We start from the raw sequence: 23,402 nt of genomic DNA on the forward strand, positions 1-23,402 counted from the left end.
GAAACAGGAAAGTTGCATGGAAAATAAAAAAAAGGAATCAGGCTCTCTCTATCTTATTCCGACACCAATTGTGCCGTATGACCCTGCATTATGGAAACCCGCTCTTCTTCGAGCAATGATTTCTCCTGCTATCCTAGACCGCCTTTTTCGGATGACTCACTTCATTGTCGAATCCGAAAAATCGGCGCTCAGATTGCTTTCACGCATATTGCCGGCAGACAGGCTGAATGAGCTTGTATTCATGCTTCTCGATGAGCATTCCACGTCGAATGATCTGAATGCGCCACTTGCTGCATTGAAAAACGGCAATGACTGCGCTCTTCTCTCCGAAGCAGGAATGCCCTGCATAGCTGACCCTGGTTCCGCGCTTGTCGCAGCTGCTCATGCGGAAAACCTGCGCGTTGTGCCGATGGGAGGAGAAAGTTCACTCATGCTTGCTCTCGCTGGATCGGGGCTTAATGGCCAGAAATTCTGTTTCCTTGGATATTTGCCTGTGCGAGAACAAGATCTGCGCAAAATGCTGGTCGCTGAAGGAACGAAAGCCTCATCCGATGGCGCGGCAAGAGTCTTTATCGAAACACCCTACCGAAATGCAAAAACATTCAAAGCCTGCATCGAATCGCTCCCGGAAAGGCTTCATTTCTCATTTGCCTGCGCATTTGGAACGCAGAATTCGCTCATCAAGTCTATGCAGGTCGCTCGCTGGCGAAATTTCCTGTTTGAGCCACCTTCGCAGCCGGCGGTATTCTGCTTCGGTTTGCCAGCTGTCCTGCCACAACCGCAGCAGCATCGCGGCTGCAGAGCATAAGGCGCCACTATCCGGCAAGGAACGAAAGGCGCTCCTTGAGATATGCGCTCTTTTCTTTGAGCCCAATCGCTTTTGTCTGTATCTGTATTGCATTGGGTTTATCGGGAGACAGACGGATGGCTCCTGATGATTCGCGTATCAAGCGCAGTATTTTCTCGACAGATATCTTAGACACTTTGGAAAATTCGACAGTCACTAGCCCGTTTCTTTCCCTTAAGCTCGAAATTGCCAGCTTTCTGCAGAGCACGCGCATCTCGGCAAGCGCAAGGAGCGACAGCGCCTCTTCCGGAATCGGACCGAAACGTTCCTCGAGATCCATATGCAGGCTATCGATTTCATCCTGGTTCGAAACTGATGCAATGCGTTTGTAGATTTCCATTTTGATCATCGGTACGGATATATAGCTGTCCGGGATGAATCCTGAGTATTCCAGCTCAAGATACGGCTCTTCCTCTTCTCCCTCCACCCCAGAAAGCCTGCTGACCGCTTCGTCGAGCAATTTGAGATACAAATCGAATCCGACGGCATAGATGTCGCCCGACTGTTCCCTGCCAAGCAGATTGCCCGCACCCCGTACCTCAAGATCTTTCAATGCAATCTTGAAACCCGAGCCAAGTTCCGTAAAATCAGATATAATCTGCAGACGCTTCATGGCTAGTTCGCTGAGCGCCCGCTTGTCCGGATAGAGTAGATACGCATAGGCTTGCCTGTCGGAACGCCCTACTCTTCCTTTGAGCTGGTATAATTGAGAGACACCATAATTATCTGCCCTGTCAATAATTATTGTATTTACATTTGGAATATCGATGCCGTTTTCTATAATTGTTGTCGACACCAGGACATGGAAGGCTCCATGAATAAAGCGATGCATGATCGACTCAAGATCGCGCGGATCTATCTGCCCGTGTGCACTCTCGACCAGCGCCTCCGGCACAAGCTGCCGAATGAACTGCTCCACTTCCGGAAGCGTTTCGATCCGGTTATGCAGGTAAAAAATCTGGCCGCCCCGCGCAATTTCATTCCTGATCGCACGCGCGACGAGTTCAGGCGAGAATTCCTCGACAAAGGTTTGAATCGACTGCCTTTCCATCGGCGGTGTCTGCAATACGGACATGTCGCGTATTTTGAGGAGCGACATATGCAATGTCCGCGGGATAGGCGTGGCCGTCAAGGTTAGGCAGTCAACGCCTGCTTTCATCTCCTTAAGACGCTCTTTATCCTTTACGCCAAACCTCTGCTCTTCATCGATTACCAGCAGCCCTAGATCCTTGAATCTCACATCTTTCTGCAGAATTCGATGCGTGCCGATTACCATATCGATACTTCCATCCGCAAGCCCTTTCAGAATTTTCATCTGGTTTTTCTTATCGATAAGGCGAGATAACAGCTCAACCCTTACTGGAAATTCTCCGACGCGCTCCAGAAAATTCTCGTAATGCTGCTCGGCAAGAATCGTGGTTGGGGCAAGAAAAGCAACCTGTTTCCCTGCCGTGATCGCCTTGAAACACGCGCGCATAGCGATTTCGGTTTTCCCGAACCCGACATCGCCGCAGACGAGTCTGTCCATGGGCTTCGGGCTTTCCATATCGCGCTTGACTTCTTCGATGCAGCGAATCTGGTCTTCTGTCTCTTCGAAAGGAAAAGTTGCCTCGAATTGCATCTGCCAATCCGTATCCGGGGGAAATGCAAACCCCTTTGCTGCTTTCCGGCGGGCATAGATGCGAATGAGCCGCTCAGCGAGCTCTTCGACAGATTTGCGTACACGTCGTTTTCGATTTTCCCATGCCCTGGAACCGAGCGAATCGAGGTGCGGCGCCTCGCCTTCATTCCCGATATAGCGCTGGACGAGATTCGCCTGCTCGATAGGGACAAAAACCTTTTCTTCGCCTGCATAATCGATGCGGATGTAGTCGCGTTCGAGCCCGAGAACAGTAAGCCGTTCGATGCCGCTGAATCTGCCGATGCCGTAATTCACATGGACGACATAATCGCCAGGCGACAGCTCGATAAAGCTTTCGATGGCTGCGCTTTTCGTTTTTCCCAGAGAACGTGGCACATGTTTTCTGCGCCCAAAGAGCTCATGCTCGCTGACCGCGCGGAGCCTAAGTTCAGGGAAAATAAAACCTGATGAAATCGGGCCATGGACAATCAAAATGGAATCATCCTGGATGAGAGATGCAATGCGCTCGGCTTGAGGCTCGCTCGAAGCAAATATCCAGGTCTGATATCCGTCCTTCTCGAATCCGGCAAGCTCTTCCCGGAACAGGCGAATATTTCCAAAATAAGATCGGGGAGGCTCGGCACCCAATGCAATTCGGGAAGACGATTCGTCAACCCCCTTCAATGCATAGCAGAACAGCGCGCGCGAAATTGAGCTGATCAGCGAGTCAAGATTCTGTATCAGATGATCAGGCGGCGGTACAAGCATTTCACGCAAGGCAAGCCGGTACATGGATGCATATTCTTTTCGGATATTTTCTGCCAGAGCATCGATGCGCTCGCGTGCAACGAACACAAAAACCGTGTGGTCATCAGCGTAATCGACAATGCTGTGCATGGAATCAAATGCAAACGGAAACCAGAATTCTTCCCCCTGTATTTCTTGCCCGGAAGCAAGGGCTTCGATAATCTGTTCCATGCGCGCATCAGTTCGCGCTAGTTCGACTGCTTTCTCTTTCAGACGGGCAATCGTGGATGTATCCCATATTACTTCTTTGAGGGGACGCAGAATAATTTGCTGAATTCGTTCATGCCCCGATTGCGTGGCCGGATCGAATCTGGTGATTTTTTCGATTCTGTCAAAATCGAAATGAACGCGAATTGCAGTTTCTTCTCCGGGCATAGAAAAATCGAGCACTTCTCCGCGGAGCGCATATTCGCCTGGAAGGCTCACCGAAGGAACCCGCAGATAGCCAAATTCAGCAAGCCTTTCTGAAATCTTGGTCGGGTCAAAAAGCTGCCGTTCTTCGAGCTTCAGGGTATGCGCCAGCATATACGATTTTGGAGGGACCGCTATCGCGAGGGTTCGCGCTGATACAACCATTATCTCGAAGTCATTTTCCGCAAGCTTGGCGAGCGCCGAAGTTCTTTCGCTGAAGATTCTGGAACGCACCGGAATTGCCCGATATGGAGCCCCAGGCCAGGAAGGAAAATTGAGCACTTTTGCATCAGTAAGGGCAAGGTCTTGCGCAAATTCTTCTGTTTCCTGATCCGACGGAAGCACGACGATAAATCGCCGCTTGGTCTGGCGGGAAAGCAGCGCCAAGCTCATTGCGAGTGCCGAGTTTTCTGAATTTTGTAGATGAAGCGGCAGCCTGCCGAGTTCAAGATGTACCCTGATCTCTTTGAGGGCCGCATTCCGCGAGATTCTGTCGAACAATGCTTGCAGAGTATGAACTTTCATCGTATGCTGTCCTTCCGGAGCACTGTCCAGTATACCTATATTGACATCTGGTTTCTATGGCTGCTCTGATTGGTTGTTCATGTTTGCACTGATTTTAATCGAAGATACCTCGGTCGCTGATCTCGTTCTCAGAGATCTGCAGGAAAGCGGCATTAGCGCTATCAGCTATCGTGACCCGATAAAGGTCATCGACCATATCGCTGAAATTAAACCCGATGTGCTGATCATACGGCAGAAGGATTTTCCTTTGCACATCCCGCTCATTGCAGCCATGGTGCGCTTTTCAGAATCGCTGCAGCGCTGCAGGATTGTAGTTATCGGTGATGAAGTGCCGTCGTTTATGCAATGCTGGCAGATTACTGAAGAAAAACTGCAAAAAGATGCCAGCAGCCTTGCCCGACTGGTTTTCAGCGGAGCGGTATCCCCTGGCCATCGCGGCAGCAGACTGGTCGCAAAAGCGCAGCGGATGGTAAAAGAATAAAAAAATATTCGAACTTGCGCTTTTGCATTAATTGCTATATAATAAACATATTATGGATACAACACCAAAACCTTGCAATGAAGAGCAATTAACTCCTTATGCACAAAAATTTAAGGCGATCGGTCATCCGGTCCGGCTGAAAATTCTCTGCCTTATTGTCCATCAGGAAGTTCCCTGTGTTGGAGACATCTGGCGATGTCTGGACCAGCCACAACCGGTTGTTTCACAGCACCTCGCAATTCTGAAGCGCTATGGAATTGTATCTTCGGAAGTCAAGAAAACGCGCCGTATCTATTCGATCAGTGACCCATTCATAAAAAACCTGATTGACTCAATGATTTGCGAAATTGGCACCAGCGCTCCGGAGCCAAAAAAATAGCCCGCTTACATCGATTTTTCCCTTACCAGGGCATCGAGCTCCTCGCCAAATGCTTTGTCTGCTTCTTCTTTCGCGATCCGGCGGACGATCTCGCCATGCTTGAATATTAATACCGAATTTCCTGAACCTGTAATGCCAATATCGGCATGCCGTGCTTCGCCCGGCCCATTGACGACGCACCCCATCACTGCAACCGAAATATCCACGCCAATCGAATAGAGCCGCTCCATCCAGCGAGCCGTGAATGCATGCGTATCAAATGTAGCCCGACCGCAGCGCGGACAGGAAACAATTCTCGCTCCATTCATTTTCTTGCCTGCGCAGGCAAGAATTTCTTTCCCGGCAAGGACTTCCTGCTCCATTGTATCGGAGAGCGAAACACGGATGGTCGCGCCGATGTCTTTTTTCAAAAGAGGAACGAGAGCTGCGGTATTGCGTACTACCCCCGCGACGAGCGGGCCTGCTTCCGTTACACCAAGATGAAGCGGATACGGATACTGCGCAGCAAAAAGCTCGTTTGCGCGGATCACGGTCTCTGGCTCGTTCAGCTTGAGCGATACCACAATATCGCTGAAATGCATCGACTCTAGCACTTCGATTTCACGCGCTGCAGCTTTTAGCGCAGCAAGAGCGAGATCCGGCTCACCATCCAGATCCTTTGGCAGAGAGCCGCCATTTATGCCGATCCGAATGGGAATGCCTTTGTCGAGCGCCTTCGCCGCGACTTCGCGCACCTTCCATTCCGCGCCGATATTCCCCGGGTTTATGCGTACTTTCGCAATCGGAAAATCCATGCACCGCAGAGCAATACGCCAGTCAAAATGGATGTCGGCGACCACAGGCATCGGAGAAAACCCTGCAAGCATGCCAAGCGCTTCGGCAGCCGCAATATCAGGTACCGCAAATCGAATGATCTGGCAGCCAATCGCTTTGAGTGCGACAAGCCTCTTCAATATTGGTTGAAGACGCTCATCATCCGGGCTCGAAAAGGCAGGGAGCGGGTCTTTCCACATTGTCTGGATGCTGACAGGCCAGCCTTGGCCCATCAGCACATCGCCGACTTTTACTGCCTTTCTTTCAGCGGGAACGCCGCCAGAAATATTGGCTGCCATTGAACTGCTTTTGACTTCAGACTGCGCTGAAGGTGAATGCAAGCACAAAAAGTGCGACAGTTTCGCAGAGGCCGACTACAGTAATGTAGTTCGCAAAGCCCTTGCCTGTCTCGCCGAAGGCATCGCAGCCTGCTGCTGCTGCCTGCCCCTGGGCGACAGCCGACATACCAATGGCCAGCCCTGACATCACTCCCGCAGCAAGCAGAAGCAGCGGGTCTTTCGAGGAATTCATAAGCCGGCCCATCAGAATAAAGCCATAAATAGTCTGCGTCAGCGGCGCACCAGCAAACGCGACGAGCAGAAACGATGGCGTTTTGTTATTCAAATAGGAGCGCTTCCACGAACCGATTGCTGCCATACCAGCAATTCCCGCGCCGATACCAGAACCGGTCGCCGCCAGCCCGAGTACGCATGCCGCACCGATCAATGCAATGTTCATACTCCAGTCTCCTCAAGGGTTGATTGCATAGGCGCTGGAGAAGATTTCGCTTCTCTCAGCGGATTATATTTGTAACCAGACCACTCCATACCGAGGTGTCCGGAAAACTCCAGCATATTGAGTCGTATGCCATGTACGACTACCGATAGTACAGTGAGCACAAAGTTGAGCGAATGGCTCACCGCCAGCAGCATCACCGCTATCAGGAGCTTCAGAATAAAACCGAGCAAGAAACCGGCCGCGCCACCAAGAATACCCGCTGCCATGCCATTCACTGTCTGGGAAATTGCAAGTCCCGCAAGCCCGACCGCCCAAAGTCGGATATAGGACACGATATCGGCAAACACGCTCACCGTTCCCAGGAACGTAGGAATAAGACCCTTGAGGCTTTCCACAAGGCTCGGCACGATCTTTCCATTCCAATTTCCGAACACGAACACAAGGGAAAATCCCGATGCGATGCAGATAAGCGCCCAGCTCCGGATAGGAAACCTCTGCGCGTCGATGACGAGATTCAGCGCTGCATTGAACATGCCTGCAAGCAAGAGCAGAGAACCTATCTGTGACATGAACTTGAGGTTCGGAAAATCGCGCTTTATATTTTTTATGTGAGCGATTGAAAGCTGCACGAGGCCTATTATAAAGCAGAATACTTTGATGTTGCTTTCGGAATTCGGATTCTGGCCATTGATGAGAGGCAGGGAAATATTTTGGAGTATATACGGCAGGTGGTTGTACTGGATACCAAACCAGGATGCGGTCAGCGCACCCCATACGACTGTCACCGCGCCGAGCAGCAGGAAAAGCTTCTGCGCATCACTTGCTTTCTGGCCCTTTCGTTTCCCGAGCACAATCGATACAAGCGATGCCAGAACGATAAGCGACCCATACCCTCCATCACCGAAGATCATTGCGAAGAACAGAGAGAAAAACATCAGAAACCATAACGAAATATCATATTCCCTATAGTTGGGCACCGTGCCCAGAAATTCGAAAACCGGATCGATGATACGTATCGCAGGCGGATTTTCGACGAGGGTAGGAGGCAATTCCTCATCGGATGGATCATCGAAGGCTGCTGCCCAGCCATAGCGCGCAACCATTTTCTTGAACCGGTCACAGTCGCGAGCAGGCACAAAACCCTGCAAATATGCAAATTGCGCTTGACTCGGCATTCCCGAGCGCAACCGCTCCAGCGTAATATTCGATTCAAGCTCATCAAGATAGGATTTCAGAACCGAAGCATGAACAGTCCGGGCTCGCAGCTCGGCCTCGATCTCTTTTTTGCGGCGATCGATTGATGCTGCTTCCTGGCGCATAGACGAAAGCGGCATTTCTGGCGGAAGAAATTCCTGAAAAATGGCTGGCAGTTCAGGGAGTTTTTTGCCCTCTTCTATAAGGACGCCAAGCCTGATCTTTCCTTTAGGCGCTGCCAACCGCACATATTCAAGCTCTTCAGGGATATGCGCAGCTTCTTTGGAAGGCGCTTCGAAAAAATGTATTGAAAGACCAGTTTTTTCGCTCACTTCAGCGAGCTGGGAAACGGAAACCTCGCCCCACGTTGCAATGCGGTCCATTTCGCGCGCAAGCTGGGAAGCCCGTTCGTTCAGCGTATCGAATTCATGCTTCAGAGCGGATACTTCCTGAACAAGCAGCTTTGCTGCTTCAATTTGTGATAGCCCTTTTCCTTCCCTCGCAGGATGTTTCGATTTCGATTTTTTGTCCTCATAATTCGAAAGCAAATAATAGACCGTTTCAGCTTCCGATTTTCCCCGCTCTAGCGCTTGGTAGGTTTCTCCGCTCCCAGGAAGTTCCTCGACATGCGCGACGCCGAGCTTTCGCAGGCGCTCGGGGACACTTTCCCTATCTTTATCGAGAACAATGAGGTAAAACTTCTTCATGGGAACAATCATCGCCCGGCTCCTTCCACTTTGCGCTTCGCGATTTTGCCTCTTACCACCTGCGCGGTCTGCTGATCGCCAAGATATATGCGGATTTTGCGAATATCAGCGATCGTTTCGGGAATTTTTACCTTTTCAAAAAGATTGACGCGCTGCGTCGTAATGCGGAGCTCGTGCGCAAGCAATTCTCGCTGTCTGGTAACTATTTCCAGTTCCATCTGCGTCCGCAAAAGTTGCTCCATGAGCGTCAGAGCTGAATCTATCCACACAGGAGCCGCATACAGGTCGTATACCGACCGTTCGAATTCGATATCCTGAAAGACAGGGATTGTCACGCCCGCAATATTGCCCTCGTCCGTGCGTACGGAAACAATCCTCAAGAGTGGCTCACCGTTCGACTTCCGTGCTTTTTCTTGTTCAGAGAATACCGCAATCCAGGGATCGTACTCTTTTTCCAGCGTCGCCTTGCGCGCCAGAAGCTGTTCCAGGCGAGTCTGCACGCTGCGGACTTCAACCTGCAGCTGCTGCTTCTTGAGCTGAAGTGTCGGCAGATAACGCTGGTACATTTTCAGCGCATCTTTTTTCTTTTTGAGCTCGTTCTTGGTCAGCTTTATCTTCGCCATCGTGGTTCGCCTTTACGCCTTCATTTCTGCTATCATTTCCGCCCGACCCAGAATTTCTGGATCAAATCAGAGCGCAAGCCCGTCTCGCGCGGCTCGAAGCATTCTGCAAGCGTTTCCCAGCACTGATCCAGAGCCTTTTCGAGAGGAATATTGACCGAAAGGTCCATCATGCGCTGCTCGAAGAGCTCTCCGTATTTAAGAAGCTTGCGATCCCATACACTCATCTGGAAGCCCATCGACTTCTTTTCCAGCGTGTCGCGGTAGGCGGCATACAGCTTGATCATTGCGTCCATGATCGAGCGATGGTCCTCGCGGGTCTTGCCGTTGACCATCTGCTTGAGGCGCGAAAGCGAACCAAAGGGCTCGATATGGCCGCCATGAAGATAGAACTGCCCCTCGGTGATGTAGCCTGTGTTGTCCGGGACCGGGTGCGTGACATCATCGCCGGGCATCGTGGTGACTGCAAGAATCGTTATGGAACCAGCATCAGAGAAATCGACCGCTTTTTCGTATCGCGCGGCAAGCTGCGAATAGAGATCGCCAGGATAACCGCGGTTCGAGGGTACCTGCTCTTGAGTAATCGCGATTTCTTTGAGCGCGTCAGCAAAGTTTGTCATGTCGGTAAGGAGCACTAGGACGTTTTTGCCCTTAAGCGCAAAGCGCTCCGCAACCGCAAGCGAGATATCCGGCACCATAAGGCATTCGACAATGGGATCCGCGGCAGTATGCACAAACATGATTGTCTTGGAAAGAGCGCCGCCCTGCTCCAACGAATCGCGGAAGAAAAGATAGTCATCGTATTTGAGGCCCATGCCGCCGAGCACAATGAGATCGACTTCCGCCTGCATAGCGATGCGGGCTAAAAGCTGGTTATACGGCTCGCCGGAAACCGAAAAAATCGGCAGTTTCTGGCTCTTCACAAGCGTATTGAATACATCGATCATGGGGATGCCGGTGCGGATCATCTCGCGCGGAACTATGCGTTTGTAAGGGTTGACCGAAGGTCCCGCAATAGTGATGAGATTATCCGAAAGCATCGGCCCGCCGTCGCGAGGCTCACCTGCTCCGTCGAAGATGCGGCCGAGGAGATTGTCGGAAAAGCTCACCTGCATCGGGTGGCCAAGAAACCGCACTTCATCGCCGGTAGAAATACCCCGTCCTCCAGCAAACACCTGGAGAAAAACCATTTCTTTATCCAGACGAATGGTCTCCGCAAGCGACATGCCGTATCGCGTCTTCACCTGCGCCAGTTCGCCATACGCGACATCCTGCGCTTTTACCGCAATGACGTTGCCGACAATTGATTCAATTCTCGAATATATTTTGTTCATGTCTCACTCCAGCGCGCTGATCGCTTTCAAACCGCGGTTTTCGAACTCGGGATTCCTGTCCGCCAATGCCTGCTCGACTTTTGCATACAGTGAGTCATACATTTCGCTGTCTTCTGGCGTGCCGTTGAGGTCCAGCATTGTCTGCCGCAAGTCATAGAAGAATTCTCGCGCATCTTCCTTGTCTTTATACTTGACCTGTGAAGCAAGTATTTTTAGGACAAGGCTGAACATATGTTTCTGGCGATCCGGCGGAACAGCAGCATCGACCGGATCGAAAGAGTTCTGCTGGAGGTAGACGGCATCGAGGAATTCGCTCTTGAGATATACCACATAATCTTCAAGGCTTGTCCCCTCTTCACCGACAACTTTCATCATCGCGCCGACTTCTGCGCCGCGCTCGAGAAATGAATGTGCGTACTGCACCGCTCTCTGCGGCATGATGCCTTCATATTTCGACCAAGAATCGAGCGGGTGAATGGCAGGATATTTGCGCGCATCCGAACGCTCGCGCGAAAGGCCATGGAACGCACCCACAACTTTCAGGGTTGCCTGGGTGACAGGCTCTTCGAAATTGCCGCCTGCAGGAGAAACGGTTCCGCCGATAGTGACAGAGCCTTTCTGCCCGTTATAGAGCTGCACGATGCCTGCACGCTCATAGAATGCGGCGATAACCGATTCAAGATATGCAGGAAATGCTTCTTCACCAGGGATTTCCTCGAGGCGGCCGGACATTTCGCGCATCGCCTGAGCCCATCGACTGGTAGAATCTGCAAGCAGAAGGACATCGAGCCCCATCTGCCTGTAATATTCTGCAATAGTGACCGCAGTGTAGACCGAAGCCTCTCGCGCGGCGACTGGCATCGACGAAGTATTGCAGATAATAACCGTTCGCTCCATTAATGAACGACCTGTTTTGGGGTCGATGATTTCCGGAAATTCCTTCAAGGTTTCGACAACTTCGCCTGCACGCTCGCCGCATGCTGCAATGAGCACAATGTCGACTTCAGCGTTACGGCTTGTAACTTGCTGAAGAACTGTTTTTCCCGCGCCGAACGGGCCGGGGATGCAATATGTCCCGCCCTTTGCAACCGGAAAAAATGTGTCGATGATGCGTGTCTTGGTTACAAGCGGCTCTGATGGCTTGAGCCGTTCGGAATAGCAATCGACCGCACGCTTGACCGGCCAGGAGAACCACATCTTTATCGGTTTGGTATTGCCTTTTGCGTCTACTACATGCGCAACATTCTCATCGATTGTGTAATCCCCTTCAGGGAGAATATCTGCAAGCTTCCATTCTCCGTATAAATCGAAAGGCACCATGATGATATGCCTGAAATGAAGCTCGGGCACCCATCCGATTGCCATGCCTCGCTGCAATGTATCGCCAACTTTTGCCAGCGGCGTAAAATGCCACCTTGTTTCGCGCGAAAGAGCCTTCAGGTATAGACCTGGCTCCAGAAAATAACCCACTTTTTCGGCAATTTCAGGAAGCGGGTTCTGAAGACCATCATAGATCTGCCCAAGCAGTCCCGGACCAAGTTCGACGGAAAGCAACTCATTGGTGAATCGAACTTTATTCCCGACCTTGATGCCTTTGGTTATTTCATAGACCTGTACCTGGACTGAATTGCCACGAATGCGTATGATCTCGCTCTTGAGGCTCCTCGTCCCAGTTTCGATGTAGGCTACCTCATTCATGGTAACATTTCCGTCAGTTTCGACAGAAACCATATTTCCGTTTACTGCGGTAACGATTCCTTCTGTCATGTTGCCACTCCGGTGTCTAGCGCGCTGCTGGCTACATCCGCAGCTGCATCGACGATATCTTGATAAAAGATCCTGAACCCTTCCGCGCCTCGATCTCTCTGGAAGGAGATGCAGCGGGTCGCAATAAGCAGTTTGATTTTATACGCAAGAATATAATCGAGTTCAAAGGCAGAAAGTGCTGAAAGTCTTTCGACCGCAATCCATCGTTCACGCTCGAAGGTGAGCTCTGCCTGCAATGGATCAGAAGCCGAATGAATAGCTTGCGCAGCTTGCAGCGCGTCCGTATTGGTGCTGCCTGGTCTTATCCAGGGCTCTGGATCCCATTTGAATTCTCTTGCCCTCAGCATAGCTAGGGCATTGCGAGTGCCGCGCTCCCATTCGAAAAATGCTTTCAGAAAAGGAGATTTTTCGATTGTGCCCGTGTACTCGCCCCTCACTGCAGCCCCTGCTGCCTGGATGAGTTCGCGATCGCTCTTGTCAACCAAACGCTCGCAGAGGGCGTCGAATTCCTGAGCAGAGAAAGGAGGAGGCGCTCCAAATGGAAAAGATGGCAAAGTCGAAGCGAAATACCAATACCGCTTCATTTCAGGTCAGGCTCCCTGAAGCTTCCTTCAAATATTCAGCGAGAAGCCTGTTCACCCGGACCGATAGAATTTGCGCAATGCTTTCGGAAGTAAAATCAAACTGGACCGCAGAACCTTCGACTGCCACACGGAATCCCGCATCGATTGCAGGATAGGGCTTAAAGGTTATTCCGCGGGCAAGCTCTTTCGAAAGCCTTGCTGCAATGGAGGCATCAATCTTTTCTTCCAGCGTAGGAGGCAGAAGCACTTCTATATCGCCGCTCTGGCTGGAGGCAAGGATTCTGACAATCTCGGGTATAACCTGCGCTGCCATTTTTGCATCGAAAGCGGCTTCTATATCGGCATTCAATGCGGATTCGACAAACATGCGCACACTCTGTTTGAGCGCAATCATTGTGTCCCGCGAAGCTTGAAGAAGGCTTTCACGCGAAGCAGCATCCATAGAAGCAATGCGGCGTTCTGCTTCTGTAAGCGCCTCTTCGGCTTCTTTCTTTGCTCTTGCAATAATTTCATCGGCTTGAGCCTGCGCTTTTTCGATGATCTCTTCCGCCTGCTTTTTTGCAGTTTCTATGCCTTCGTTCCGAATTCTCTCAAGAAGCTCTTGTACCTGGATCTCCATGTTAATTTCCTCTGGATGTGTAGGATCTCTGGACTGGCAGAGATGGCGTATCGATTTTCCTGCAATGGCTTCGGGCCGAACTTGCTGAGAAACCGGATAAGAAAATCACCACTGCCACCTTATATCAATAATATAATATATAAATAAATCTTGAAATGGAGCGCATATTCAAGAAACCAGTTTATACCGAAAGCGCTGTTTGGGCAAGATCTGGCTGTGTTGCGCTTCCTCTTGACATGATGGCTTGCTTGCGATTAAATCGCGCTAGTTGCGAAAAGCGGCGAATTTAAAAACGCGACCGTCGTACCGCGACGGCGCACATGCAGAGGCCCGCAGCGCTTGCAAACCGGCAGAAGCCGGAGCAGCACGACGGTTACCTCTGCTACCTGCCGCGAAAAGCGGCGAATTTAAAAACGCGACCGTCGTACCGCGACGGCGCACCACCAGAGGCCCCAGTGCCCGCATACCGGCAATAGCCGGAGCAGCACGACGGTTACCTCTGCTACCTGCCGCGAAAAGCGGCGAATTTAAAAACGCGACCGTCGTACCGCGACGGCGCACATGCAGAGGCCCGCAGCGCTTGCAAACCGGCAGAAGCCGGAGCAGCACGACGGTTACCTCTGCTAGCCGCCGCAAAAAGCGGCGAATTTAAAAACGCGACCGTCGTATAACGGCTATTACCCCAGCCTTCCAAGCTGGAGACGTGGGTTCGACTCCCATCGGTCGCTCGACAAAAAAAGCGGCAGAAACAATCTGCCGCTTTTTATTTTCCCATAGTCTGGTAACAAAACTTGAGTAACAATGCGATATCGCAAACAATGATATGTTGTAATTCTTTATGGGACCAGAGGGAGTCGAACCCCCGACCTACTGCTTAGAAGGCAGTTGCTCTATCCAGTTGAGCTATGATCCCTATTGTTCGTTATGCCTGCTCGGCGAGCCACGGCGTATTTCTATTCGGGACGAGAGGATTTGAACCTCCGATCTTCTGCTCCCAAAGCAGACGCCTTAGCCCCTAGGCTACGTCCCGATTCCAGGGTTGTAAACTAGATGAAAAAGCGCATGTCTGTCAATATATCGGAAATTTTAAGCTTGACTACAGCGGAATTTTGCTCCATAGTAAGACAAATTTCGAATGTTCCATAAATCCAGCAGAAAGGAGGATGCGTCATGAACGACTCGGATGGCAGTCATAGTTGTTGCATATGTACCGAGCCCGAAGATCCATTCCCGCGACCATCTGACCTGACAGCTGGCAACGAAAAGGCTGAAGGCAGCCACTAGCCTTAAGCCATTCACCTCCTGCTGTCAGGCACGCGGCAGTATTTAGAGGTGAGCTATGACCAAATTACCATTACTCTTGCCTTTTCTCAAAAAAAGGGGCAGCTCCGCCAACGGAGGCATTTCGAGCAGCGACGAGTACCGGCTGATATCACTCTGCTCTTCCTCTGTGCAAAGCACTTTGTCCGAGCTTGAAACAAGCGCCCGGGGGCTCTCTGAAAAAGAAGTGGACAAGAGAATTTCTGAATTTGGACGGAATGAACTCTCCCAGCTTAAAAAGCTCAGCTTTTGGGAGGATATGTTCGAGCGATTCAAAAGTCCTCTTGTGATTCAGCTTCTTATCATTGCCACGGTCTCCGCCATCATCGGAGAAGCTACTTCATCAATCATAGTAGGAGCGATGATTTTGCTCAGCGTCGGCTTGTCGTACATACTCGACAGCCGCTCGAACAAGGAAGTTGAAGCCCTTGGCAAACGAGTACAATCGCGGACATATGTGCTTCGCGATGGCGCAGAAACAGAAATTCGGATGTCCGAGATCGTTCCGGGGGACATCGTGCTGCTTCAAGCAGGTGCAATCGTTCCTGCCGATGTGCGGGTTATTTCTGCGAAAGACTTTTTCGTCAGCGAATCAGCCCTCACTGGCGAGTCCATGCCAGTCGAAAAGACCGCAAACCCACCCGCTGAACCTGTAAAATCGGCCATGGAACTTCCAAACGCATGCTTTATGGGAACGAGCGTGACAAGTGGCACTGCGCGAGCTGTTGTCGTAACAACAGGAGCACATACGCTTTTCGGCGCCATTTCCAAAAAGCTAATCGAAAGAAGAGAAGAAACCAGTTTCGACAAGGGAGTGCGTTCGTTCACATGGCTCATGATCAGGTTCATGCTGGTCATGGTGAGCGTAGTCTTCCTTATTGTGGGTATAACAAAAGGCAATTGGCTCGAAGCCTTGCTCTTTGCGCTCTCGGTTGCAGTCGGACTCACACCGGAAATGCTGCCGATGATCGTCACAGTCAACCTTGCAAAAGGCGCACTGGCGATGGCCAAGAAAAAGGTCATTGTAAAGAAACTGCCGTCGATCCAAAACCTCGGATCAATCAATATCCTCTGCACTGACAAGACTGGCACCTTGACCCAGGACAAGGTCGTGCTCGAACACCATGTGGACATCATCGGCAACAAGAGCGATGAAGTGCTGAACTATGCCTATCTCAACAGCTATTTTCAGACAGGCCTTAAAAATCTGCTCGACAGAGCGGTTATCGAGCATGTCGATCTCAATGTAGATGAATGTCACCTTGTCGATGAGCTCCCCTTCGATTTCCAGCGAAGACGTATGTCAGTCGTCGTCGAATACGAAGGCGATAACGTGCTGATCTGCAAGGGTGCGGTCGAAGAAATATACAGCTGCTGCACCCACTACCAGATTGACGAGGAAATTTACCCGCTTATCGACATGATCCGCGCCGACCTCTTCGAGGAAGTGCAGAAGCTCAATCAGGAAGGCTTCAGAGTCCTCGGCATTGCCTACCGCGAATTCCCGAGGACAAAGACAACCTTCACTGTCCAGGATGAAAGCCAGCTTATTCTTCTTGGGTACATCGCCTTCATGGACCCGCCGAAAGAGTCGGCCACCGAAGCAATCAAGCTGCTTGCGAAAGCTGGTGTCGGAGTCAAAGTGCTCACCGGTGACAATGGGCTTGTCACCGAAAAAGTGTGCAGAGACGTCGGTATTCCCTTTACTTCAGCGATCACCGGGGCGGAGCTGGGTGCACTCGATGCCGCAGCATTCTCCGAAAAGGTTCGCAGCTGCGAGGTCTTCGTCAAGCTCACTCCGAGCCAGAAAGAACAAATTGTCAAGGAACTCAGGCGCCAGGGCAATATTGTCGGATACATGGGCGACGGCATCAACGACGCAACGGCGCTCAAAGCCGCTGATGTGGGCATTTCGGTTGATTCCGCGGTCGATGTCGCAAAGGAATCTGCGGATATTGTCCTGCTCGAAAAAAGCCTCCTCGTTCTGGAAGAAGGCATTATGGAGGGCAGGCGCATTTTTGCCAATATCATCAAGTATATCCGAATGGGCGCGAGCTCCAACTTCGGCAACATGTTCAGTGTATTGGGCGCGAGCTACCTTCTGCCGTTCTTGCCCATGCAGCCTCTGCAGATTCTGACCAACAATCTCCTCTACGATTTTTCGCAGACCGGCATACCGATGGATAATGTCGATTCGGAATTGATCACAAAGCCCGTCAAATGGGATATCAACAACATAAAGCGCTTTATGATTTTCATCGGACCTATCAGCTCGATTTTCGATTATGCGACATTCGCGCTCATGTGGTTTTTCTTCAAGGCGAGTGCCTATATCGACCCTGGCATCGCCGCCGCCCAGAAAGACGCAATCGCTCGCCTTTTCCAGACTGGCTGGTTTGTCGAATCGCTTCTGACGCAGACGCTGATTGTGCATATTATCCGCACAAGGCGCATTCCGTTTTTCCAGAGCAGAGCTTCCGGGCCGATGTTGCTCACGACACTTGCGGTGATGGCCATAGGTGCCTGGCTGCCCTATTCGCCTTTCGCCGCGATGCTCGGGCTTGTACCGCTTCCCGGCGTCTATTGGCTCTGGATTGCGGGTTTTCTCATCACCTATTCGGTGCTTACACACAAAGTAAAACGCTGGTTCATGCGGCGTTTTGAAGGGGCATAATCATGGATTCAATTCTCGATGCACTTCAGGAAGGGCGACTTTTCGAGCTTCCAGAAAATGACAAGAATCATGCGCTGCAGTTTCTGGCGCATATTATTGAGGCTTTTCCGCAGATTCCGACCGGCACCGACATTGTCGGCAATGTCATGGCGCGCGAAAAATCCATGAATACGGCGCTTGGCAAGGGCTGGGCATGTCCGCATGCGCGCGTGGATTTCGAAGAAGATCTGATGTGCGTCGTCGGATGGAGCCCTAGCGGCATCGACTATGGCGCTCCGGACGGGCAGCCCGTGTCGATTATCACAATGTACCTCGTGCCGTCGAATCAGCGCAACCACTACTTGCGCGAAATTTCGATTATGGCAAAGGTACTCAAGTCTTCGCCTGAAATCGATAAGCTCTCTTCCATAAAAGAATTGAATGATGTCCGCAATTACCTTCTGGACCTCATTTCAGCAAGCAAAGAGACTGTAGGCCCCGATGCCCGCGCGCGTATGATTCGGCTTCAATCCAAAGCCGCGCTGGCAACGCAGCCTGTTGCTGACCTGTCGAATCTTATCGTCGAGCCGGTTTCAATTATCGCGGGAACTGGCTTCAAGCCGCTCGCGCTTACCCAGAATCTCGAGCTATTGAATTTTGTGGAAAGCACCGCGGGCCTGGCGGAACGCCTTGATTCGGACGGTACATATCAAAACGGAATCTGGAGAATTGTGCGAAGAAGCGCGACTGCATATCAAGGCGGGCGAACTGTGTTCGACTGCATTGCAATCATGCCGGCAAAAGCTTCACAAAAAGCATAAAAATAGCGGCCTTGACCAAGGCACAGTGCCTTGCAAGGCCGCATCTTCAGTTTGGAATAAAGAGCTTTTAAGCTCACAACAATCAGTATTGGCGCAATTGTCAAATTCACGACTTTTGCAAGCTTCTCTGTCCATAATTTGAAAAACTGCTGTTGACACCTGCAATTTTTGAATTATAATAGCTCGGCTTCCTTATTAAATAGGGACAGTTCAAACCATCCCACCCTGTGAGGAGTAAGTATGTCCTATACGACTGAAAAGATTCGCAACATCGCCATCATCGGACATGGAGGTACCGGCAAGACAACCTTGCTTGAACACATTCTCTTTCAGGGCGGAATGATATCAAAACCGGAAACGGTTGATTCGGGCAAAACCGTCAGCGACTACGGCGAAGACGAGATTGCGCGCAAGATATCAGTTCGCTCGAGCCTTACCCATGTCAATACCAATGACTGCAAAATCAATCTCATCGATGCGCCCGGAGCAGGCGATTTTGTCGGCGAAGCCATTCTGGCTATTCGGGCGACAGAGACAGCCATGCTCGTTATCGATGGTAAATCCGGAGTGCAGATCGAAACAGTAAAGCTCTGGCGAATTTTGGAGCGGCACCAGAAGCCCAGAATGGTTTTTGTCACTCGCCTTGATGAAGATCGCGCGAGTTTCGCAAGCGCGCTTTCCGATGTCAAGGAAAAATTCAAAGCAATCCCCGTTCCCGTCACAATCCCTATGGGTGAAGGCACTGCATTCAAAGGTGTCATCGATGTGCTCAACAGAAAAGCGTATCCTCGGCCAGCTTCCCATGACCAGAAAGAAGAAGCTACAGAAGTGCCCCCTGAATTCAGTGAAGCAGTCGAAGCAGCCCGAGCTCAGCTGTTCGAAGCCGCAGCAGAAGGAACTGACGAGCTCATGGAGAAGTATCTTCTTGAAGGAGAGCTGACCCAGGAAGAAACGCTGCAGGGGCTTCAGAAAGCACTTGCAATGGGCAAGATAGTTCCCGCATTCGCTGGCTCAGGAATTGCGAACAGTGGAACGGCTGCATTCATCAGTTTTGCTGTGCAGAGCGTTCCTTCTCCGCTTCTCAGAACCCCGGAAAAAGCGCTCGACCCTGAAGGCAATGAAATCGAAGTATCGATCGATCCGTCGAAACAAGCTTCCGGTTTTGTCTTCAAGACTCAAATCGACCAGTTCTCGGGACGTCTCTGCTACGTCAAAGTAATGACCGGAACCTTCCAGCCTGATATGGATATGGTGATTACCCGCGAAGCGCACAAGGAAAGAATCGGAAAACTCTATACTCTGCAAGGCAAAAAGCTTGAAGAAGTTCCCTTTTTGCCTGCAGGCGATATCGGCATTCTGGCAAAGCTTGTATCGCTCAAGACAAACGATACAATTTCGCAGTTCGACCAGCTCATCTCCTATATTCCTCTGCGCCTCCCCTCTCCCGTGCATATGCTCGCCATCTCGGCGGTGAACAAAAAAGAAGAAGACAAACTCTCCGAGCTGCTGTACAAGGCTGCAGAAGAAGATCTGACATTCCGCGTCAACTACAATGCCGAAACCAAAGAAATGGTGATTGCCGGCATGGGAGAGCAGCAGATCAACATGATCCTCGACAAAATCAAAGCCCAGGCGAAAATTGCTGCAGAGACAAGAGTTCCACGCGTCGCGTACAGGGAGACAATTACCAAAAAAGCGGGCGCGGAATATACACACAAGAAACAGACTGGTGGCCACGGACAGTATGGCCGCGTCGTGTTCGAGATCGAACCGCTCGAGCGCGGCAAGGGGTATGAATTCGAAAACCGAATTTTTGGCGGCGCTGTCTCAAAAGGTTTCATGCCTGGCATCGAAAAAGGCATCCATCAGGCTATGGAAGCAGGAGTTCTTGCCGGATATCCGGTCGTCGATGTAAAGACCGCAATTGTGGATGGCAAGGAACACCCTGTCGATTCTTCGGAAATGGCTTTCAAACTTGCGGCGCGCGGCGCATTCCGCGAAGCGATGAAACAAGCAAATCCTGTGATCCTCGAGCCTATAATGAATCTGTCGGTATTTGTCGAAGAAAAATACTTGGGCGATGTCATGTCAGATCTTTCAGGCAGGCGAGGAAAAATTTCAGGCCAGAACCCGATCGGCGGAGGCATCGTGCAAATAGATGCGCAGGTTCCACAGGCAGAGCTTCTGCGCTATGCAATCGATTTGCGGTCGATGACTTCCGGCACCGGCTCATTCGAAATCGAGTTCTCGCACTACGCGCCGATTTCAGGCAAGATTGCGGAAGATGTCATCAAAGCTGCACAAGCGTTTAAGACTCAGGAAGCAGAAGAAGAATAAGGATTTCTGTTGCTGGCCGAGGTCGCGCGAGCTTCTTTAGAAGCTTGCGGGCCTTGCAAGGGCACCGCCCGGGCATTGCTCAGGCAGGACTCAGCAGCAAAAATAGCGCGCGGTTCTGCGAGTTTTTCGCGAAGCCGCGCGTTTTTTATTCTGTCTGGCCTTTCTCGAGGCGCTCTATCTCATGAATAAACTCATTTAGGGTGTCATATTTTCTATACACTGATGCAAAACGGATGTAGGCAACCTTGTCGAGCGCATATAATTTGCGCAAAACCATTCGGCCCAAATCTTCGCTCGAGATTTCGTTCGATGCCTTTGCTTGCTCTGCTGCTTCATCTTCGATCTCATTGATGAGATTTTCGATTGACATTTGAGAAACCGGCCTTTTTTCGAGTGCCCGCACCAGGCCCCGCTCGATTTTTTGCCGCTCGAAAGGCTCCCTGCGACCATCGCGCTTTACAACCATGAGGGGTTTTTCTTCTATTCTTTCATAGCTTGTAAATCGAAGGCCGCATGCTAGACATTCGCGACGCCGACGAATTGCCTCGCCATTAGCCAGTGTGCGAGAATCTATGACTTTATCTTCGAGGCTTCCACAATAAGGACACTTCATTCCTGATCCTTTCCCGCAAGCTTCGTTAGCGCTTTCAGAAAATCCATTGGAAGCGGGAAGATTATCGTCGAGTTCTTCTCTACCGCAATTTCAGTCAAGGTTTGAAGATACCGCAGCTGGAGGCTGGCAGGAGACTGCGCAAGCACATCAGCTGCCTGCGCAAGCTTTTCCGAAGCCTGCAATTCTCCTTCGGCTGCGATGACTTTTGCCCTTCGTTCGCGCTCTGCTTCTGCCTGGCGTGCCATTGCGCGCTTCATAGTTTCTGCGAGCTCAACGGCTTTTATCTCGACTGCGGTCACCTTGATGCCCCAAGGATCGGTCGCATCATCGAGCAATCTCTGGAGTATTTGCCCCAGCTCTGCGCGCTTGGAAAGCATCTCGTCGAGTTCATGCTGACCAAGGACAGACCGCAGGATAGTCTGCGCGAGCAGGCTGGTGCTCTTGGTATAATCAGCTACCTTGACGACTGCAAGCACAGGATCGAATACGTTGAAATACACGACAGCATCGACAATCACTGGCACATTGTCTCTTGTGATAACTTCTTGCTTGGACACATCGATGGTAAATGTCCGCATATCGACTTTTCGCAGAATATCGATACCAAAAGGCAGCACCAAATTGAAACCCGGCTGGATCACTTTTTGCATGCGCCCAAGGCGGAACAAGACCCCGCGCTGATACTCAGGGATAACTCGCATCATCTGGACAAGCAGTATAAAGGGAACGATGAAAAGAACCGAAGCAAATTCAGGATTCGAAAGCAAAAGCAGAACTTCTGGGACAGCCCAGACGAAAAAGAGAATAATCAGAAACACAGCAATGGGCGTCTGCTTTCGCGCAATGCCTACAATAATAAAAACTATCCACCATGCAGCGAGTATCGCAAAACCGACAAAAATATACGACATATTCACTGCCTCCCTGCTACTTCGAATATACTACACTTGCAGAATTTAAGAAGGGGTCTGACCCCCTTTTTAAATATTGCCTCTTCATAAATATATGATTATTGTTAGCATGCAAGATGTATTAGTGTTGAAGCGCACCGGAGGGCCAAAGATGACATTTTCCGAAAAACTGAAGAAATTCATGGAAACCAGCGTTGACGCATCAAAGGAATTCCTGGAAAAGGCTGCCGATCAGGCACAGGTTTGGGGCGAGATGGGAAAACTCAAAATCGAAATCCTTCAACTCCGTTCAAAAGCCCAGTCATTGACGGCAAAACTGGGCGCCGAAGTCTATAACCTGCTCATCGAGAAAAATGAACCGATGATCGGCGCATCCACACCGGAAATCGAGCCTCTTATAAAAGAACTTGAACAGCTTGGGAGTCTCATTGACGAAAAGGAAGCGCTCTACCGCTCAAAAGGCGGAAAAGACAGCGATCTCAACGAAAAAGAAAAATAAGAAGCATGCTGGAGCACCCCTAACCCATGCCTCACATTCCATACCTCAATTAAAAGAAACAATATGCAGCGATACACCCCTGCCCTCATCGTTTTCGACCTCGATGGAACCCTGGCCGATACTATCAAAGATATTGCAGATTCGGTAAATCGAATTATTGCAATGTACGGATTCGAACCTCACAATGTTGATGCGTACAAGCGCATGGTTGGCGATGGCTTTCTGTCTTTGATCGAGAAAGCCATTCCCAACGACGCAGCGCGGAACAGCGAACTCGTCCAAGAGATTCTTGCGCGCGCAGTCCAGGAATATGCAGCGCATTCGCTCGATGCGACAAAACCTTTTGATGGCGCAAAAGAAACACTGAAATTGCTGTCAGATCGGGGAATTCAGCTTGCAGTTCTGTCAAATAAACCCCAGGATCTTTCGGCTTCTATCGTAGGCGCTTTGTTCAGAGATATTCCTTTTATCGCGGTATGGGGAAATCTGCCCGATCGCCCGCGCAAACCAAACCCCGCAGCAGTGCTGCAAATCTGCGAACTTGCAAACATTGCACCGCAAAATTGCGCTTTTGTGGGCGATTCTAGCATCGATATGAAAACCGCAAAAGCTTCGGGCATGACCGCAGTCGGCGCATTGTACGGATATCGTTCCAGAGAGGAATTGCTGGATGCGGGGGCAGACTTCCTCATCGCTTCACCGCAAGATTTAATCGCTCTCTTTGGAGCTGAATGAATTTTGGCTTTCTTTTTTTAGGCATGGAAGCTATATTTTGATTGTGCTGCTCAAAATACTTTTGAA

19 protein-coding genes and 3 tRNA genes are annotated in these 23,402 nt (G+C 50.7%); 9 read left to right on the forward strand and 13 right to left on the reverse strand.

What is annotated here, in order from left to right; translation table 11 throughout:
- The first annotated feature begins 16 nt into the window (after positions 1-16).
- Positions 17-808, forward strand: coding sequence for an SAM-dependent methyltransferase (locus tag GAP13_RS03190; RefSeq protein WP_158906124.1), 792 nt, complete (start codon positions 17-19; stop codon positions 806-808).
- A 7-nt stretch (positions 809-815) separates the two neighbouring features.
- Here the strand turns inward: GAP13_RS03190 and mfd are convergent, their stop codons facing one another.
- Entirely contained in the window at positions 816-4,211 is a 3,396-nt protein-coding gene (mfd, locus tag GAP13_RS03195; protein WP_158906126.1) for a transcription-repair coupling factor, read from the reverse strand.
- Positions 4,212-4,290: 79 nt separating this feature from the next.
- Here mfd and GAP13_RS03200 point away from each other — a divergent pair, with 79 nt between their 5' ends.
- Positions 4,291-4,692 (forward strand): hypothetical protein, encoded by a 402-nt coding sequence (locus tag GAP13_RS03200; protein WP_158906128.1) that lies wholly within the window; start codon positions 4,291-4,293, stop codon positions 4,690-4,692.
- Between the two features lie 52 nt (positions 4,693-4,744).
- Positions 4,745-5,071 carry an ArsR/SmtB family transcription factor gene (locus tag GAP13_RS03205; RefSeq protein ID WP_158906130.1) on the forward strand — a complete coding sequence of 109 codons (327 nt, stop codon included), beginning with the start codon at positions 4,745-4,747 and terminating at the stop codon, positions 5,069-5,071.
- A 5-nt stretch (positions 5,072-5,076) separates the two neighbouring features.
- Here GAP13_RS03205 and ispG read toward each other — a convergent pair whose 3' ends face one another.
- From ispG to GAP13_RS03245, 8 genes are read right to left on the reverse strand one after another with little or no spacing between them, the layout of a single operon-like run.
- Positions 5,077-6,183, reverse strand: a complete 1,107-nt coding sequence (ispG, locus tag GAP13_RS03210) for a (E)-4-hydroxy-3-methylbut-2-enyl-diphosphate synthase (protein WP_158906132.1) — start codon at positions 6,181-6,183, stop codon at positions 5,077-5,079.
- Between the two features lie 16 nt (positions 6,184-6,199).
- Positions 6,200-6,622: an ATP synthase subunit C-like protein gene (locus GAP13_RS03215; protein WP_158906134.1), complete on the reverse strand. Its 423-nt coding sequence runs from the start codon at positions 6,620-6,622 to the stop codon at positions 6,200-6,202.
- Positions 6,619-8,535: a V-type ATP synthase subunit I gene (locus tag GAP13_RS03220; RefSeq protein ID WP_158906136.1), complete on the reverse strand. Its 1,917-nt coding sequence runs from the start codon at positions 8,533-8,535 to the stop codon at positions 6,619-6,621. Before GAP13_RS03220 ends, GAP13_RS03215 begins: the two co-directional genes overlap by 4 nt.
- Positions 8,532-9,146: a V-type ATP synthase subunit D gene (locus GAP13_RS03225; protein WP_158906138.1), complete on the reverse strand. Its 615-nt coding sequence runs from the start codon at positions 9,144-9,146 to the stop codon at positions 8,532-8,534. The genes GAP13_RS03220 and GAP13_RS03225 overlap by 4 nt, the downstream gene beginning before the upstream one ends.
- 32 nt (positions 9,147-9,178) lie before the next feature.
- Entirely contained in the window at positions 9,179-10,477 is a 1,299-nt protein-coding gene (locus GAP13_RS03230; RefSeq protein ID WP_158906140.1) for a V-type ATP synthase subunit B, read from the reverse strand.
- 3 nt (positions 10,478-10,480) lie between these two features.
- Complete coding sequence (locus GAP13_RS03235; protein WP_158906142.1) at positions 10,481-12,244, reverse strand: V-type ATP synthase subunit A; 1,764 nt, start codon at positions 12,242-12,244, stop codon at positions 10,481-10,483.
- The gene (locus GAP13_RS03240; RefSeq protein WP_158906144.1) at positions 12,241-12,828 is read right to left on the reverse strand and encodes a DUF2764 family protein; all 588 of its coding nucleotides are present in this window, start codon (positions 12,826-12,828) and stop codon (positions 12,241-12,243) included. The genes GAP13_RS03235 and GAP13_RS03240 overlap by 4 nt, the downstream gene beginning before the upstream one ends.
- A 1-nt stretch (position 12,829) precedes the next feature.
- A complete protein-coding gene (locus tag GAP13_RS03245; RefSeq protein ID WP_158906146.1) occupies positions 12,830-13,447 on the reverse strand; it encodes a hypothetical protein in 618 nt (205 codons plus the stop codon).
- 656 nt (positions 13,448-14,103) lie between these two features.
- Here GAP13_RS03245 and GAP13_RS03250 point away from each other — a divergent pair.
- Positions 14,104-14,175 (forward strand) — tRNA-Gly (locus tag GAP13_RS03250).
- A 111-nt stretch (positions 14,176-14,286) separates the two neighbouring features.
- Here GAP13_RS03250 and GAP13_RS03255 read toward each other — a convergent pair.
- Positions 14,287-14,360 (reverse strand) — tRNA-Arg (locus GAP13_RS03255).
- 44 nt (positions 14,361-14,404) lie between these two features.
- Positions 14,405-14,477: transfer RNA gene (locus GAP13_RS03260), tRNA-Pro, on the reverse strand.
- Between the two features lie 309 nt (positions 14,478-14,786).
- On the opposite strand from GAP13_RS03260, the gene mgtA reads away from it, so the two are divergent.
- From mgtA to fusA, 3 genes are all read left to right on the forward strand, one after another.
- Positions 14,787-17,441: a magnesium-translocating P-type ATPase gene (gene mgtA, locus GAP13_RS03265; RefSeq protein WP_158906148.1), complete on the forward strand. Its 2,655-nt coding sequence runs from the start codon at positions 14,787-14,789 to the stop codon at positions 17,439-17,441.
- A 2-nt stretch (positions 17,442-17,443) separates the two neighbouring features.
- Entirely contained in the window at positions 17,444-18,241 is a 798-nt protein-coding gene (locus tag GAP13_RS03270; RefSeq protein ID WP_158906150.1) for a PTS sugar transporter subunit IIA, read from the forward strand.
- A 240-nt stretch (positions 18,242-18,481) separates the two neighbouring features.
- Positions 18,482-20,578, forward strand: a complete 2,097-nt coding sequence (gene fusA / locus GAP13_RS03275; RefSeq protein WP_158906152.1) for an elongation factor G — start codon at positions 18,482-18,484, stop codon at positions 20,576-20,578.
- 145 nt (positions 20,579-20,723) lie between these two features.
- Here the strand turns inward: fusA and nrdR are convergent, their stop codons facing one another.
- A complete protein-coding gene (nrdR, locus tag GAP13_RS03280; RefSeq protein WP_158906154.1) occupies positions 20,724-21,191 on the reverse strand; it encodes a transcriptional regulator NrdR in 468 nt (155 codons plus the stop codon).
- Entirely contained in the window at positions 21,188-22,102 is a 915-nt protein-coding gene (locus tag GAP13_RS03285; protein WP_158906156.1) for a slipin family protein, read from the reverse strand. The genes nrdR and GAP13_RS03285 overlap by 4 nt, the downstream gene beginning before the upstream one ends.
- Before the next feature lie 151 nt (positions 22,103-22,253).
- Between GAP13_RS03285 and GAP13_RS03290 the strand changes: the two genes are divergently transcribed.
- Positions 22,254-22,601 carry a hypothetical protein gene (locus GAP13_RS03290; RefSeq protein WP_158906158.1) on the forward strand — a complete coding sequence of 116 codons (348 nt, stop codon included), beginning with the start codon at positions 22,254-22,256 and terminating at the stop codon, positions 22,599-22,601.
- Between the two features lie 63 nt (positions 22,602-22,664).
- A complete protein-coding gene (locus tag GAP13_RS03295) occupies positions 22,665-23,336 on the forward strand; it encodes an HAD family hydrolase (protein WP_158906160.1) in 672 nt (223 codons plus the stop codon).
- Positions 23,337-23,402 lie beyond the last annotated feature (66 nt).

Source organism: Rectinema subterraneum, assembly GCA_009768935.1.
GTDB classification, from domain to species: domain Bacteria; phylum Spirochaetota; class Spirochaetia; order Treponematales; family Rectinemataceae; genus Rectinema; species Rectinema subterraneum.

Bases quoted from the DNA above. Each gene is read 5' to 3' on its own strand.
- GAP13_RS03295 (WP_158906160.1), top strand. From the start codon at position 22,665: ATGCAGCGATACACCCCTGCCCTCATCGTTTTCGACCTCGATGGAACC.
- GAP13_RS03205 (WP_158906130.1), top strand. From the start codon at position 4,745: ATGGATACAACACCAAAACCTTGCAATGAAGAGCAATTAACTCCTTAT.
- GAP13_RS03235 (WP_158906142.1), bottom strand. From the start codon at position 12,244: ATGACAGAAGGAATCGTTACCGCAGTAAACGGAAATATGGTTTCTGTC.
- GAP13_RS03270 (WP_158906150.1), top strand. From the start codon at position 17,444: ATGGATTCAATTCTCGATGCACTTCAGGAAGGGCGACTTTTCGAGCTT.
- GAP13_RS03225 (WP_158906138.1), bottom strand. From the start codon at position 9,146: ATGGCGAAGATAAAGCTGACCAAGAACGAGCTCAAAAAGAAAAAAGAT.
- mgtA (WP_158906148.1), top strand. From the start codon at position 14,787: ATGACCAAATTACCATTACTCTTGCCTTTTCTCAAAAAAAGGGGCAGC.
- fusA (WP_158906152.1), top strand. From the start codon at position 18,482: ATGTCCTATACGACTGAAAAGATTCGCAACATCGCCATCATCGGACAT.
- GAP13_RS03285 (WP_158906156.1), bottom strand. From the start codon at position 22,102: ATGTCGTATATTTTTGTCGGTTTTGCGATACTCGCTGCATGGTGGATA.
- ispG (WP_158906132.1), bottom strand. From the start codon at position 6,183: ATGGCAGCCAATATTTCTGGCGGCGTTCCCGCTGAAAGAAAGGCAGTA.
- nrdR (WP_158906154.1), bottom strand. From the start codon at position 21,191: ATGAAGTGTCCTTATTGTGGAAGCCTCGAAGATAAAGTCATAGATTCT.
- GAP13_RS03290 (WP_158906158.1), top strand. From the start codon at position 22,254: ATGACATTTTCCGAAAAACTGAAGAAATTCATGGAAACCAGCGTTGAC.
- GAP13_RS03230 (WP_158906140.1), bottom strand. From the start codon at position 10,477: ATGAACAAAATATATTCGAGAATTGAATCAATTGTCGGCAACGTCATT.
- GAP13_RS03240 (WP_158906144.1), bottom strand. From the start codon at position 12,828: ATGAAGCGGTATTGGTATTTCGCTTCGACTTTGCCATCTTTTCCATTT.
- mfd (WP_158906126.1), bottom strand. From the start codon at position 4,211: ATGAAAGTTCATACTCTGCAAGCATTGTTCGACAGAATCTCGCGGAAT.
- GAP13_RS03245 (WP_158906146.1), bottom strand. From the start codon at position 13,447: ATGGAGATCCAGGTACAAGAGCTTCTTGAGAGAATTCGGAACGAAGGC.
- GAP13_RS03220 (WP_158906136.1), bottom strand. From the start codon at position 8,535: ATGATTGTTCCCATGAAGAAGTTTTACCTCATTGTTCTCGATAAAGAT.
- GAP13_RS03190 (WP_158906124.1), top strand. From the start codon at position 17: ATGGAAAATAAAAAAAAGGAATCAGGCTCTCTCTATCTTATTCCGACA.
- GAP13_RS03200 (WP_158906128.1), top strand. From the start codon at position 4,291: ATGTTTGCACTGATTTTAATCGAAGATACCTCGGTCGCTGATCTCGTT.
- GAP13_RS03215 (WP_158906134.1), bottom strand. From the start codon at position 6,622: ATGAACATTGCATTGATCGGTGCGGCATGCGTACTCGGGCTGGCGGCG.